This window comes from Hwangdonia lutea (genome assembly GCF_032814565.1).
In the GTDB taxonomy this organism is placed as follows: domain Bacteria; phylum Bacteroidota; class Bacteroidia; order Flavobacteriales; family Flavobacteriaceae; genus Hwangdonia; species Hwangdonia lutea.
Genome location: NZ_CP136521.1, coordinates 2,922,910 through 2,938,433, shown reverse-complemented (window position 1 = coordinate 2,938,433; position 15,524 = coordinate 2,922,910). Strand labels below are relative to the sequence as shown.

Annotated in this window: 11 protein-coding genes; 2 read left to right on the top strand and 9 right to left on the bottom strand. The window is 36.7% G+C overall.

Features of this window, described 5'->3' with window-relative positions:
- Positions 1-20: 20 nt before the first annotated feature.
- Positions 21-1,901, top strand: coding sequence for an alpha-amylase family glycosyl hydrolase (locus RNZ46_RS12715; protein ID WP_316982543.1), 1,881 nt, complete (start codon positions 21-23; stop codon positions 1,899-1,901).
- Positions 1,902-1,959: 58 nt separating this feature from the next.
- Positions 1,960-3,615, top strand: coding sequence for an alpha-amylase family glycosyl hydrolase (locus RNZ46_RS12710; RefSeq protein ID WP_316982542.1), 1,656 nt, complete (start codon positions 1,960-1,962; stop codon positions 3,613-3,615).
- Positions 3,616-3,801: 186 nt separating this feature from the next.
- Here RNZ46_RS12710 and RNZ46_RS12705 read toward each other — a convergent pair whose 3' ends face one another.
- From RNZ46_RS12705 to RNZ46_RS12665, 9 genes are all read right to left on the bottom strand, one after another.
- A complete protein-coding gene (locus tag RNZ46_RS12705) occupies positions 3,802-4,488 on the bottom strand; it encodes a LuxR C-terminal-related transcriptional regulator (RefSeq protein WP_316982541.1) in 687 nt (228 codons plus the stop codon).
- 221 nt (positions 4,489-4,709) lie between these two features.
- A complete protein-coding gene (locus RNZ46_RS12700) occupies positions 4,710-6,044 on the bottom strand; it encodes an ATP-binding protein (RefSeq protein WP_316982540.1) in 1,335 nt (444 codons plus the stop codon).
- On the bottom strand, positions 6,025-6,564 hold the full coding sequence (locus tag RNZ46_RS12695; RefSeq protein ID WP_316982539.1) for an N-acetylmuramidase domain-containing protein: 540 nt from the start codon (positions 6,562-6,564) through the stop codon (positions 6,025-6,027). The genes RNZ46_RS12700 and RNZ46_RS12695 overlap by 20 nt, the downstream gene beginning before the upstream one ends.
- Before the next feature lie 47 nt (positions 6,565-6,611).
- Complete coding sequence (locus tag RNZ46_RS12690; protein WP_316982538.1) at positions 6,612-11,519, bottom strand: eCIS core domain-containing protein; 4,908 nt, start codon at positions 11,517-11,519, stop codon at positions 6,612-6,614.
- Positions 11,520-11,528: 9 nt separating this feature from the next.
- Complete coding sequence (locus RNZ46_RS12685) at positions 11,529-11,855, bottom strand: hypothetical protein (protein ID WP_316982537.1); 327 nt, start codon at positions 11,853-11,855, stop codon at positions 11,529-11,531.
- A gap of 4 nt (positions 11,856-11,859) precedes the next feature.
- On the bottom strand, positions 11,860-12,309 hold the full coding sequence (locus tag RNZ46_RS12680; protein ID WP_316982536.1) for a hypothetical protein: 450 nt from the start codon (positions 12,307-12,309) through the stop codon (positions 11,860-11,862).
- A 6-nt stretch (positions 12,310-12,315) separates the two neighbouring features.
- Positions 12,316-12,993, bottom strand: coding sequence for a hypothetical protein (locus tag RNZ46_RS12675; RefSeq protein ID WP_316982535.1), 678 nt, complete (start codon positions 12,991-12,993; stop codon positions 12,316-12,318).
- A 28-nt stretch (positions 12,994-13,021) separates the two neighbouring features.
- Positions 13,022-14,116 carry an eCIS core domain-containing protein gene (locus RNZ46_RS12670; RefSeq protein ID WP_316982534.1) on the bottom strand — a complete coding sequence of 365 codons (1,095 nt, stop codon included), beginning with the start codon at positions 14,114-14,116 and terminating at the stop codon, positions 13,022-13,024.
- A 13-nt stretch (positions 14,117-14,129) separates the two neighbouring features.
- Positions 14,130-15,521, bottom strand: a complete 1,392-nt coding sequence (locus RNZ46_RS12665) for a contractile injection system tape measure protein (RefSeq protein WP_316982533.1) — start codon at positions 15,519-15,521, stop codon at positions 14,130-14,132.
- Between the last annotated feature and the right edge of the window lie 3 nt (positions 15,522-15,524).

Sequence of the window (15,524 nt, the reverse complement as noted above, 5' to 3'; positions counted from 1 at the left end):
AAAAATTAAAAAAGAGCTAAATGAGTAAGCAGAATATATTTTTGATAATGCTCCTTTTTTCGATAGTCATGGGATGCAAAAAAGAAGCAAACCATGTTGTCGAATCTACCTCCAACAAAAAAGGGTTAAAGAGTAAAAAAGTGGTATATCAAGTGTTTACACGTTTGTTTGGAAACACCAATACAACCAACAAACCTTGGGGAACGATTGAAGAAAATGGTGTTGGCAAATTCAACGACTTTACCGATAAAGCACTCCATGAAATAAAGGATTTGGGCGTAACACACATTTGGTACACTGGCGTGCCGCATCATGGTGTAATTACAGATTACACCAAATATGGCATTTCAAATGACGACCCCGATGTTGTAAAAGGGAGAGCGGGTTCGCCTTATGCGGTAAAGGATTATTACAATGTTAATCCAGATTTGGCCGAAAATCCCGAACACAGATTAAGAGAATTTAAAGCCTTAATAAAACGTTCTCACAACGCTGGTTTAAAGGTGATTATTGATATTGTGCCCAATCACGTGGCACGCAATTATCAAAGTTTAACCAACCCAAAAGGGGTGGAAAATTTTGGTGCAACTGATGATAAAACTGTTGTTTATCATGTAAACAATAATTTTTATTACAACACAAACAAAGCCTTTAAGGTTCCTAAATGGGAGCACGGTTATTCGCCTTTAGGCGACGAAACACACCCCTTAGAAGATGGGGAGTTTGACGAAGTTCCTGCAAAATGGACCGGTAATGGCTCTCGATTATCGCAACCCCAAATGAACGATTGGTACGAAACCGTAAAAATTAATTATGGCGTTAGCCCCGAAGGAAGAAAAGATTTTGACACCCTTCCTAAAGGATTTGAAAATAAAGATTATAAAAAGCATTTTAAGTTTTGGCAAGATAAAACGGTTCCAAATTCATGGACAAAGTTTAAAGACATCGCGTTATATTGGATCGACATGGGTGTTGATGGTTTCCGTTACGACATGGCGGAAATGGTACCCGTTGAGTTTTGGAGTTTTATGAATTCGGCAATAAAAATGAAAAATTCCAATGCTTTTTTATTGGCAGAAGTTTATAATCCCGCACTTTATAGAGATTATATTCATATAGGAAAAATGGATTATTTATACGACAAAGTTCAATTGTACGACACCATAAAAAGCGTGATGCAAGGGAAAGGAAAAACAGATCATATACCTCAAATTCTCGATGATTTAAAAGATATCGAACACCAAATGCTTCATTTTCTTGAAAACCATGACGAGCAACGTATTGCAAGTCCAGGTTTTGCTGGAAGTGCCAAAAAAGGCAAGCCTGCCATGGTGGTTTCTGCAACCATTAGCACATCGCCAACCATGATTTATTTCGGACAGGAAGTGGGTGAAGATGGCTCTGAAGATGCTGGATTTGGCAAACCCTCACGCACCTCGATTTTCGATTATATCGGCGTGCCGGCACACCAACGCTGGATGAACAACAAACAATTTGATGGCGGGCAATTAACCGATGAAGAAAAAGCGTTAAGAGATTTTTATAAGCGTTTATTAAACTTCACCATTAATAGTTCGGCACTTGCCGGTAAGTATCAGGATATTCATTTGTACAACAGAAAATATACTGATGGTTATAATGATAAAGTATTGTCTTTTGTGCGTTGGAGTGATGATGAACAGCTTATCATAGTTTCAAATTTTGATAGCGAAAAAAGTTATGAATTTGAATTGAAAATTCCAGAAGATATAATTAAAAAGTGGCGTTTAAATGAAACCAATTACAAAGTTGAAGACCAGTTGTACAATCAGTTTTCAACACATTTAATAATTAAAGACGACCACGCCTCCATTAACATTAAATTAAAGGCCATGGAATCTTTCATTTTAAAAATTCAATAAGTTAATCCAGACCTGTCAGGTTTTAAAAACCTGACAGGTCTCTTAATAAAAAAAATAGATGAAGTATGTTTTAATTATAATAGTGTTTCTAAGTTTTTTCAATTGCGAAAACAGAAATAAAACTTCAAAAGAAAGAGAAAAAACACCATTTGTATGGGAAGCGGCCAATATATATTTTCTTTTAACCGATAGATTCAACAATGGCGACCCAAGCAACGATATTAATTTTAACAGAACTCGGCAAACGGGTAAACTTCGTGGATTTAAAGGTGGCGATTTAAAAGGCATTACACAAAAAATTGAAGCTGGTTATTTTACCAATTTAGGGGTGAATGCCATTTGGATGACGCCAATTGTGGAGCAAATTCATGGCGGAACAGACGAAGGTACCGGTGCTACCTATGGCTTTCATGGCTATTGGACAAAAGATTGGACTGCCATAGACCCCAATTTTGGAACTAAGGAAGATTTAAAAAACCTAGTACAAGTCGCCCATAAGCATGGTATTCGAATTTTGTTGGATGCCGTTATAAATCACACTGGCCCTGTTACAGAAAAAGACCCTGTATGGCCATCAAATTGGGTGCGCACCGAGCCCAATTGCACTTACGATAGCTACCAAAACACCATTACCTGTACCCTAGTTGAAAACCTTCCGGATATAAAAACCGAAAGCAATGACGCAGTTGAATTACCTCCGCAATTAATAAAAAAATGGAAATCAGAAGGTCGCTACGAACAAGAAATTGCCGAACTCGATACCTTTTTTAAAAGAACGGGATACCCCAGAGCGCCTCGGTTTTACATTATGAAATGGTTGACAGATTACATCACGGAATTTGGAATTGATGGTTATCGGGTCGATACGGTTAAGCATGTTGAAGAATATGTGTGGCAAGAATTTAAAACCCAATGCGATTATGCTTTTGCCGCTTATAAAAAACAAAATCCAGATAACATTTTAGATGACAATAATTTTTATTTAATGGGCGAAGTTTATAACTATGGTATTAGCACAGGAAAATACTTCGATTTTGGAGATAAAAAAGTAGATTATTTTGATAATGCTTTTCAAAGTCTCATCAATTTTCAATTCAAATGGAATGCTTCGCAACAAGATTACGAAACCTTGTTCACCAGTTATTCAAACTATCTTAATAATGATTTAGAAGGATTCGGTACAGTAAATTATTTGTCGTCGCACGATGATGGGCAACCTTTTGATGCCGCTCGGAACAAGCCTTTTGAAACAGCAACGAAGCTATTGCTTTCTCCCGGAACATCTCAAATATATTATGGCGATGAGTCTGCACGTTCATTAATCATTGAAGGCACCGTGGGCGATGCTACCTTACGTTCTAAAATGAATTGGACTGCTATTGACAAGGATTCGCATACTAAAGGCATTTTAAGACATTGGCAAAAATTAGGACAATTTAGAGCAAATCATCCGGCAGTGGGCGCAGGAACTCATCAAATGATTTCAAAAACACCTTACGTGTTTAGCCGAAGATTTTCAGAAGATAATTTTAATGATTTGGTCGTTATTGGTTTGGAATTACCACAGGGCAAAAAAGTTTTAGATGTGTCTCAAGTCTTTAAAGATGGGGATATTTTATTCGATGCCTATAGTGGTAAAACAGCAACAGTAAATAAAGGTGTAATTACCTTCGACACAAAATTTAATCTAGTATTATTGGAAAAAGCCAAATGATTTTAAGTTTTAATGAGGTTGCCTGAAAAGTGATTATCTTGTATCAAACTGAGCACTGTAGTTGTTTCATTATTTTGAAAACCAAAGTATTTTGATTGCACTCAATGTGACTTGTAAAATAAAAATTGACTTTTTACACAGCCTCGTTTTTTGAATTAGAGTTTTGTTAATCTTTTGAAGTTTAAATCACCATAATTCTATATTTCTGGAAACTCTTTTTATTAATTGCGCCGTATTTTTTACTTTAAACTTTTCAATTAGATTTTTACGATGTGTTATGGCGGTATGATTGCTTATAAAAAGCTTATCGGCAATTTGCTTAGAAGAGAATCCATCGGCTACTAGTTTTAAAACTTCTTCTTCTCTTGGCGAAATTAAATTCTTTTTGTCATAAACATCTTTGTACGTGTTATTGGCTAGCTTAAAGTAGTCTTCAATTTTTTCTTTTTCGGTAATATCAAAAAAATAATTGATGGCTAAAACATTGTCCTCTAAATAATGAAGTAATAACTCATGTCTTATCAAAATTCTTTTGCCGTTTTCATTTAAAATATGATACTTTAAAACATAAGGAGCGTTAAAATAAGGCATCGAGAAAAAGTTATTTATTTTATTTTTCACCGATAAAACCTCGTCTTCACTCACCATTTTAAACCAAAAGTCCCAACTCTTATTTATAATTTCGGTAGCGTGGTTACCTAAAATTCTTTTTAAAGCCAAATTACTGTAAATGAACTTTTCTTTATTAAGCTGATAAATCGATATCTGTAAATTGTCAAGGCAATCGCAGGCTTTGGTTAAATCTGAAATTTTACATTGGTCAGATTTATTATTAAAACGATTAAGGGCGGTATGGTTACCTTTAGGGCTCATAAAATTAAACTTACATCTAGCAAATGGCTTTGAAAAAACAAAGCATTCTTAATTTTTAAGCTATTAAATCAGTTGTAATAATTTGTAGATCTATAGGGAAAATCTAAAATATAGTTGAGAGAAATACCATGTTTTGAAAAGTTTGTCAGGAAAAAACCAATGCAAACATGATTGTAAATATACTGACTTACAATTACTTGAACAAATTTTACAATAAAAAATTACAGTTGTAGAGATTTGCCTTCTTTTTGGTATTCTTTTTTTATGCCTTCAAGCAAATGCGATTTTAAAATGGATTTATTGTTCTCAGAAATAGTTTTTAAACAAGCGTACTGAATTACGTTTACAATATTCGCTCCGGTAATTTCGTATTTTTTGGCAAGCTCATCCAAATCAATTGATTTTTCAACGGTAATTTTACGAGGTAAATTATTTTTCCAAAGCGCCAAACGCTCCATGGATGTTGGCAACTCAAATTCAATCATAGACTGGAACCGTCTTGTAAACGCCGTATCTATATTGCTTTTAAAGTTAGAAGCCAAAATAACCAAACCCGGATGCGCCTCAATGCGCTGCAGCAAATACGAAACCTCTTGGTTGGCATATTTGTCGTGGGCATCGCGCACATTGGTTCGCTTTCCAAAAATAGCATCGGCCTCATCGAAAAAGAGAATCCAATCTTTGCTTTTGGCTTTATCAAAAAGTTTGGATAGGTTTTTTTCAGTTTCACCAATATATTTTGAGACCACTAACGAGAGGTCTATGCGGTACACATCGCGTTCTGTGTATTTACCCAGTAAATTAGCTGTTAAGGTTTTACCGGTTCCCGGAGGCCCGTGAAACATAACACGATACCCAGGTTTTATGCGGCTTTTCATATTCCAATCGTTTAGCAAAATATGGTTGTATTTAAGCCAGGTTTCTATTTCCTTTATTTGTTGTAGCGTTTTTTTATTTAGAATAAGATCTTCCCATACCAAATCAGTCTCGATACGTTGAGCTGGGAAATCGCTGGACATTTTTGGCTTTAAAACAGTGCCTGTTGTGAGTAGCTCAACAAACTCGGGTTCAAGTATTAGTTGTCCACTCATTACAGGCTCGCCTTTTGGCACACTATCTAGATACAGTATGCCTTTTTTTGCAAATATGTGGTCTTCATTAAAAAGTTCGGTAACCTCAATACGCTTTTCTAAATCGTTTCCTGCCAAAATGTACTGTACAGTCTCCCCTGTTGGTAAAATACCCCGATGATTTTTACCCTTTACACCACCAAATTCTGGAAATTCTCCGCCTTTGGGCAGAAAGTCTGATATGATATCGTTTAAAAAATTTGGAAAAATGTGAGGAATTAATGCTAGCAAAAGCAAAGTAAATTCGTCTTCTGTAAAAGCTTGTTCTAAAGTAAATTGTTGCAGAGGTGATCTCAACTTATCTAGATCTGGCTGCACAATCTGAATGGATTCATTTTTCAGTTCATAGGATAATCTTGCAATCAAACGATTTTTCAGATAACCGAACATGGTGTTTTGCTTGATATCAACTACTGAAACGCTCATAAGCCTTATGTAATTTAGTGTGATAATTATTTTGCTCATACCCTGAACCGTTATAACCATGAGCAAACTGTCGCCAATTTTTATTACGTAACCAGTCAATCATCGATTTACCGCTTCTATAGTTTATAGAAATAAACTTACCAAAAGCCTTTAAATATTTTCGTTCGTGCTCTTTCATTTTTGATACAAAATGACCTATGGAATCATAGTCTAAACTTTTAAAATGATAGTCCATAATCTGGAATGTGCCCCAAGATGCCGAACAATAGGCAGCATCATAAAACTCTAGTATATTGGAAATTGCTACTGCCTTTTCTAATCGATTGTATTTACCATCCCTTCCTACATAAAAGTTTCGAGTCCATATTTTATACAGTACATCTTTATTGTCTTGAGTAACATAAGTTTTAGGAATTACTCCAAAATAATTGGAAACATTTACATCATAGCCCAATGTTACCAATAATTCTTCTAAAATATAAACGGCTTCACCTCTTGACCTGTGCTTTAGTGTTTTCATTTATTTAAATTTTATAATAATTTAGTTTACAACCATTAATGCAGTTACTACACCTTGCTTTTTGTTGTGCCAGAAGCCACTTGCTCAGTTTTAAACCTGTCTTTAAGAGACTCATAATCAGAATCCTGACCAAGGGTAATAGTTTTACTTGCGCTATCAAAATTATCATCTCCAAAGTGAGAAGATATCGATTTAGAATGATACGCAACTCTTATAAATTGTGCTGGCAACGCTTTAACATCTGCTGAAATATTTTTTTGCAAACTTTGTATCAGTTTGTTTTCGGCAGTAGCTTTTATTTCTTTTGGAACAGCCCCATTTTTTGGGTTGTCTTTTTTAAACTCTTTTACCAACAGGCGTTTAAGATTGCTATCGCTATCAATATCATCTTTAAGATACGCAGTCGCCTCCAAATCATACTGTCCTCCTTTTGTTTTAAATTCACTCGCCATTTTATTTTCTACTGAAGCCATTTTTTCACGATTATAGCCAGGAGATGAAGGGTGAATGTTCATTCCAAAGTTTTTACCAGAACCCCCAAATTGATCTCCAATAATATGTGCATTGTCAAAACCACCTACAGCACTATCCCATTTTCCTCTTCCAACATCTTTTGTTTTACTGCTTAAACCTTCACCTTTAACTTTTCTTACTTGGGTCGCATCTGGTAAATCATCAACAACTGCATCAAAGGACAACTCAATTTTAAATTCGGCAGTTTTCTTGCCGTCAGAGCTCTTTGTAGTATAAGTAGCAATGTACTTACCGTTCTGTTCTGTGATGGTTATGGCGTCTGGAATAAAATTATTATGTGTTGGTTTCTCAGATGACTCCACACCTTCCATAAGCACACCTTCATTTATGGTAAGTTTAGGAAGGTTTTCTTTAGAACTTCTTCTAATCTGTTTTTCATTTTCTGATTCAAAAAAATTATACCCCACTTTGTTTGCTGCCTTTACAAAGTTTTTGTTCAACGCTTGTTTAGAGGTTTTAACCTTTTTTCCAAGCCATTTATCCAAAAACACCTTAATTTTATGGTCATCAACATCCATAATAGTTGAGAGCATTGTTTTCATTGCAGTGGTTTGCGTCTTAAGTTTATTATTAAGATTAGTGCTTTTCTTTTCGTCTTTTTCTTTGGATAACGATTCAATAATAGAATTCACCTTATCGGCTTTTTCAATTGCAGACTGAATACTTATTTTTTTTGTGTTATCCGCAGTTTTCAATTTATGCTTCAGTAAAACACCAACATTTGTGGGATTACTCGCAACCATTAATTTAGCCTTTTTACCATTGCCACGTATATAAAGTGAGTGTTCCTTACCATCTTTTCCTTTAAATTTCTTTTTTAATTTCCACCACTGCAAAACCGAAGCCACAGCACCCTTAACCTTAGCTTTTCCAAACTTAAACAATTTTTTAACCTTTTTCACCAAAAACTTAATCATTTTATCCAAAATCTTTTTGAAAGGTTTCTGAATAGCTTTAATAACCTTACGTATGGCTTTACCAATTCCCGAAAGCCCAACAAATCGAGCGGCAAACGACAATATAATCGGTACGGTTTTACCAAGGGTGTTTTCTATGAATTGTGAGGCTTTACCCAAGGCACCACTGGCAATTTCACCTACTGAATCGAATACGGATTTTACGAAATCTACAATGCGGTTCCAATTTTCAATAAAAAACATCACTACGTCGTACAACAACATTATGGCTTGAAGGATGGCTCCTGCGGGATTGAGCATACTCATCAGTTTAAAAGACATTTTTTTGATAATCTGGGTAATCGCCCAATTGCGAATGCCTTCCATAACCTTGGTTTTAATCTCGCCAGCCTTTTCTACAATAATATTCCAAAGGGCTATGGGCCCTTCGATGACGACACGTTTGATGATATCGGCCGTTTTTTCGGCGGCAGACATGATCGTTTCGCCTTTTGGCCCAAGGTTTTTTACTATCCGAGCACGAATAACATTCCAGGTAAGGCCTGCTACTTGAAGCCCCAAGAATATAATGCCTTTCATATCAAACTTTTTAGGCAACTCCAAACCGCTATCGCCCATTTGCCCCATAAGCCAACTTACCAGTCCTTTTTTTAGCCACGATACAATGTTTGTAACAAAACCTTTAATACCTCCACCAACGGCTTTTACCAAATTTTTAAAGAAACCAATGGGATCTGTAAAGAGTTTTTTGAGAACAGTTGCCCCTTTATCTAAAGCTGATATGATTTTATCAGCACTACCTCCAATTTTAGAAATGGCCCATTTAAAGAATTTTTTTGCCGCGTAAAGCAACAGTCCTCCCAATTTTGAAACCAGACCGCTCATTTCCGCTTTCATGGCTTCAATCTTTTTATCGATGGCTTTTATGGCTTCATCTTTTTTATCGCATAATTTTTGCTGGAGTTTTTTCTTTTCTTGGTCAATGTGCTTATCTAATTTGGCCAACTTTTTGGCTGTGTCTTCTTGTGCTTTTTTGCCTACATCGATAAGATCGGGCCCGAGCTTATCGATAAACTCTTGAATGTCGGTTTTGGCATTAACAATTTCCTCTTTGCACTGCTGGATTGTTTTTTCGTTTTCTTTGTTGATGTTTAAAATCAGTACATCAATTGCCTTTACAAAAGTGGCGCGCTCGGTAGTAAATATGGTTTTGATTTCAGGAAAATGATCGATGCCCACAAATTTATCCTTAACCCATTTTGCAGCACCCCAAAACCCGGAATAACGATCGGATTTCCATGCGTTCACCCTGCGCTTCACATTTTGTTCAAATCGAATGGCATGTAATTTTTGTCCAGCATCAAATGTGTTTAGTGCCTGTGTTTCGAGTTTGTTAAGTTTTTCGGTTACAAAATCCTTCGCCTTTGTGTACCGGTTGTTTATCCATTGGGTTACAGCCTCACGTTTTTTCTCCATGTCGGTTTTGGTTTTAACCTGTGTGGATTTGGCGCTTTCTAATTCTTTTTGCCTTTTGGCTTCCATAGAAGACTTCGCCTCGGCTTCTTCTGCCTGAAGATCGGTTTCCACCTTGTTCTGCTTTTGTTTTGCAAAATCTTGCAAATTTGCCGGTTCATTGGCCACTTTGTCCTTCAGCACGCTTTTCTCTTTGTTTGCCTCGGCAATATCGCCGCTATCAACATTTTCAAATTCTGCCTGCATATCTTTCGAAATGCCTTCTTTTTCATAAATATTATCGGCTTCTTCTTCAAAATTCGACAAATCGGTTTGCTCTTGTGGCACCGACGGAACAGCGCCTTTACCAAGATTTAGCGCGGGTGTGTTCGGGGATTGTTCAATACTCGGTATAGCTACGGGCACATCGCTTTCGTGGGCTTCGGCCTTTTTGTCAATTTCGTTGTAAGTGCCCTTAACCTCCCCAACCTGTTTTGCGGTGCTCGCTAAGACCTTATTGCCTATAACCTGTGCTTTTTTTCCTGATTCAAACTCGTTAAGCTCTTTTATTTTTTTGGGGACGGCATCAGAAATCGCCTTGTCCATCTCGCGTTTAATAGCTTGCTCGTTAGATTCGGGCGCTTGAGCTTTTTCCAGTGTTTTAACTTGGTCTGCGTTCCCTCGCGATTGCCCTTCGTTTTCTGGTGGTACGACCGCTACCTCGGTTTGGTTTGCTTTGGCTTCGGCAGTATCGTGAGCCGATTCGTTATCCGCTAGTTTTTGTGCTTTTTGCGCGCCTTTATTGCATACGTCGGCACTTTCCTGTTCTAAATATTGTAAGGTTTCCCCGCCTTCTTCTTTTTGATTATTTGCGTTAATGGCTGGTTTTGGCGCTGTAGTTTCAGCGTGTACATCCGATACTTTATTTGTTGAAACGTTGGAAGCAGCTTGGGTTTCATTGTCAACTGAAGTAGATTCTTGAGCAGGGTTTTGCGCTGTATTTTGTGAAGCTGAAGATGTGTCTTGCTTTTTCTGTGATGAAGGCACTACAACATCCGGTTCTTTAGGAATGGGTGTTGCAATTCTTGAAGCATCGGTGTCTACATCAGTTTCTGGCAAATCAGGTTCTGAAGGCTCAACTTCGGGTATTTTGGAGTTGGCTTGCGCTTCGGCCTCTACGCCTTTTGCAGCCGCATCTTTTCTGGTTTCGTTTGCTTTTGTGGGGTCTAATGCGTCTTTTTGTTCTTTGCTACTCTGTATGATTTGTTTGATCAGTTCTGCCATATCAACCACATTTTCACGCTTTTGAACATCAGTTTTCATACGTGCAGATGCTCCTTGCTGAATGGTGTGCGTTAACTCGTGGGCCAATAATGTTTGTCCGTCTTTTGATTGCGGATTGAATTCGCCTTCGTTAAAAAAGATGTCGTTTTTGTTAGTAAAAGCCCTAGCTCCAAGATCGCGGTTCATGGCAACCGACTGCGAGTTTGTATGAATTTTAACACCACTAAAATCTACACCAAAGCCTTGTTGCATTTTAGTTAAAATAGGTTTATCAAGCGGCTTGCCCCTTCCTCGATTTTGTTGAATACGGCTTCCCAGATTTGCAATCGGATTTTTTGGCGTATTGGTATTGGTTTTGGCCTGTACGTTTTCTTCTTCCTCGTTGTCCTGTTTCTGAATGGTATCGTTATTTTCACAGGTGTGGCATTTTTCTTGAATGGTTTCCTCTTCTTCAGAGGGCTCAAGTTGAACCAATGGAGTTATGGTTTCGGCAATAGGTTTCTCTTGAACACTTTCTTTGTCTTCTTGTTTTTGAATGTTCCTTTTTTGAATAGTCGTTAATGGCGAAAAAAACGGAGATTCTCCGTAGACGTTGGTCTTGTTAACCACTTTATCGGCAACATGGTCAGCTTCTTTTTCGTACTTATCGTTGGGTTTGCCAATATTAAGTTTGGGCTGTATAAAAGCGTCTTGCTCCGTTTCTCTGTGAAAAGGAGCAGAGTTGCTTGATTTAGCACTTGCCCTATCTACTGTTGCCGATTTAAACATACTATGTTTTTACAAAACAACAAGTCCAACAAGCTTATTTAAAACAATATTGATGACCCTGTTTTTATAGTGTCCCGCTTTTATTTTGTTAACGCCCGCTTTTACAAGTGCCTTCATTACCAACAGGTCTTTCTGGCTTTTTAACAACCACTCCAACTCATCTTTATCAATGGCACCGGCAATAAAAAGGCCTGCCCATTTTTTTAGTTTTTCTTCAGATGACTTAAGATAATCTTTCATATCGCTAACAATAAGTTTGCCTTCTTCTCCAAATTTTTCTTTGGCATCGGCAACAATTTCTTCTTTTAGCTCTTTTAACAGTTTTTCAAAATCCATGATATTACAAATTAAATTGGTTGATAAATTGAGTTAACGCATTCTGGCTTTGCTTGTCTTTCTTTTCTTCATAGAAAATCATCAAATTAAAAGCTTCTTCTATTTGGGGTTTTGCCTCTTCCTTAAAAGCGGTATTGAGCGATTCTTTTTCTTCCCAAAGCTTAAGATAGCTTCCCATTAAATGTTTTTCGCTACTTATAAGCTCCCACATTTTTGTGGTAAGTTGGTTTTTGTCTTTGCCGTTTTCGTAAATCACCATTTTTTTCATTTGGTTTTTTAGGTTGGTTATCTGCACTTCAGAATCGCTATAAGGTGTATCGCTTTTATCGATAAGACTAATGGCATCCAGTTTGGTTTGTATGGTTTCGGTATAGGTGAAATGATCGTAAAGGCTTGTGCAACTTACCAAGGTTACAGCCATAAAGGCGATAAAAGTTTTTTTGAGTGTTTTCATAATGAATTAATTTTTGTTAATAGTTGATAATTTTCTCTGTACATATTTTTTGTTGAAATATTGCTGTATCTTGGGGTTGGTTGTTTTAACATTTTGAATTCGTGCCTTAAGCAACAAGCTGTCTTTTAAAACCGTTGAATCTTTTTTAATGTCTTTTTGAATATCGGCCAATGCCTTGATTCCTTTCAACGCCTCGACTCTATTTTCAACCACATCGTTTTTAATTACATCTGTTGGCGTAGTTTCTTTGGTTTCTGGCCTAATGGTTAATGTTTTGGTATCGGCATAAATGGCTTTATCGGCGAATGAAATTGCTTTTTCTGGTTTTTCAAGAAGGAGATACGATTTACTGATGACCGCCAAATCCGCTGGAGTCGACGCTCTTTTTTCTAATTTATCAGTGACTTTTGCAAGGTTTTCTTTAGCATCCTCGTCATCAGGGTTATTTTTAACTTTATCCTGATATTTTATAATAGCCAATTTATCCTTTTCAATTTGAATTTCTTGAATACTCGGATATGCAATCATGATGATGGGGACAATAAAAAAATACAACAGCTTCTTTATATCATACTTTTTCGCAATGGAATAAACCAACGATCCGCATAAAATCATAAACAAAAAAACGCCTAAAAACAGCAGAACGATTTCGTATATAAACAGGTTTTCGAATAGTTTTTCCATAGTTTTTTTGTTAAGCTGTATTTCTGATTTATTTTCTTATATCTTTAAATTCCTGAATGTCGGGAAGCCTGCATTTTTTGGTAGCCAAATCGTTGGTGGCTTCGTTATCTTGTCCGGCGAGGTGCATCATTTCGTGAATAAACATACCGGCAAGAGACCACCGCCCCCATCGCCAAGTTTCTGAGGTGTAGGCTAAATCGTTTGGAACGATGCTCGAACCGTAAACGGAATTGTCTTTATCAAACCAAACATGCGTCCTATCAAAAACTTCTTTAAGTGTTTTTGAGGTACCACTCGGGGTATTGTCTTTAAAGAAATTATGGCACACCGGATATTTTTTTTGGCTATTTGCTATTTTTTTTACGATGCCCATGGCTTTATCAATTCTGCCTTTTTCATTTTTAGGCACCGCACTGTAATCGGTATGAGGTGCACTGCCACTTCCGTAAGAGAGTTTTTGTATTTTTTTTTGCACCATGCCTTTTTGCTGAATGGTATGCGTTAGCTCGTGAGCCAACAAATGCTTGCCTGACCGTGATGATGGATTGTATTTACCTTTATTAAAATAAATATCGTTGCCGTGGGTAAACGCCTGGGCTTTGATTCGTTTGCTCATTTGAATGGCTTGATTATCCGTGTGGATATTTACATGACTAAAATCGGCACCAAAACCGTTTTCCATGGTTTGTTTGACTGGTTGCGAAAGCTTTTGCCCGCTTCCTTTAGATTTTTTTAATGAAGCCTCAATATTGCTTTTAGCACTGCTAGATTGCTCTGTTTTCATTTGTAAACTTTCTTCCTCTTCTTCTACGCGCTGCACTTGTTCCTCCTGTTCGCAATCGGTACATTTAGCTTGTATGTTTTCTTCTTCCGAAGTTTCTTCAGACTGCATTTGTACCAAAGGCGAAATTGATGCCGCCAATGGTTTTTGCTGTAACTCTTCTTCTGTGCCTTCTGCTTTTTGGATGGCATCGCCACCTTTGCCATTTACCACTTTATTAGCCATGGCATCTGCCTCAACTTCATATTTATCACCGGGTTTGCCAATATTCAATTTGGGTTGAATAAACGGTGTGTGCGATGTGTCGGTTGCTCGTTCTTTATAACGTCTAAACATTTTCATAAGTCGTTAATTTTTACCATTCTACAAATATTAAATTATCAAGCCAGGGCAGTTTTATAAGGTGGACATTCCAAGGTATTTTATCCAATAGAACATCTTGTGCTTTACGCTCCACAATAATTTTGCAGGTTTTATGTTCAACTATCAATTTGCCTTCGCGTTGTAAAAAACCCGTTCGCAACCCATCGGGCGATGTGTTTTTTAGAGCGTTCCAATGTGTTATGGCAGATTGCAGCACCTCCTCTGCCATGAGTTTTAATTCTTTTGGCAACATTATAAAACGTTGCATGGTTTGGTTTAAAGGATAGCCGCATAAAAATTTTTCCAATACCAGTTCGCTTTCCAACTGTTGTTCTTGTTTTGTACACAAATAATGTAGCAAATGCACAGCTTTTTCTTTTTCGGAATCTATCAACTTACCTTTAGAGTCTGCTAGTTTTGCATTTATAAAAAACTGCTTTAAAAAGGGATGCATAAGCACCAGTCCAGCGTTGTTTAGGTAATGGCTTTTTTCTGATTCTACCTCTTTTTCTTTTTCTTGTTCTTTTACTTCTTGTTCTTCAGTTTCATTTGTTTTTAAAAACACGTCCTTTTCATTAGAAGGCTCAATTGGTTTTTTCTTCTTTAAAGGCATATTTAGTATTTCACTTGCAAAGTTTTCAATGGCTTCAACCTGCTTTAAATCGATGGTTTTATTGGATTTTAATGCATCAAGCATGATTTTAACAGAATCTTTTTTACCCGTGTATGTTTTAAGAATAGCCATCCAAAACGTATTTCTAATTTTCGAACTCCTCTCTAAGATACTAAATATCTTGTGTTTAGCTTTTGTTTTTTTTGATTTTGAATTTGAAAAAAGCCGTGTTAAAACCGCATCGTTAAATTGATTTATCAGCCTTTGCCTTACTGTGCTATCGGCTAAAACCCATTTTAATTGTGAAGAAAAGCCTGTTTCTGAAATCATGGCTTCAACACCATTTTCGTCAAATAGGTTAGCTATATTGGTTTGCCACCAGGGCTTGTTTCCGGTTTGCAGAAAATGCAAAAATGCATCTTGTTTGCTTTTGCTTTTTGATAGGATTACCAATTCGTTTTGGTCTTCGGCATGATTTACGACGTTTTTAATTTCGGATTCCACTTTAGCTTTGAACGTATTGAAAATTTTGTTTTTCAGATTGTACAAATTGTTAATATCGGCATGGTTTATTTCAATTTCAATTTTATCAAGTCGTAACGTGTCACCCGATAAAACCGTGTTCTTGTTTTCGAAATACCGCTCAATCATAGGAAACAACTGCTGTTTTAAAAACACATTAAGATTATCTTTTAGAGCAAAGGCCTGTTGGCTTGAGTTGGTATTTACCTCAAGAAAAACCTTATTGATTATGTGTGTTGTCTCCCGCATTAA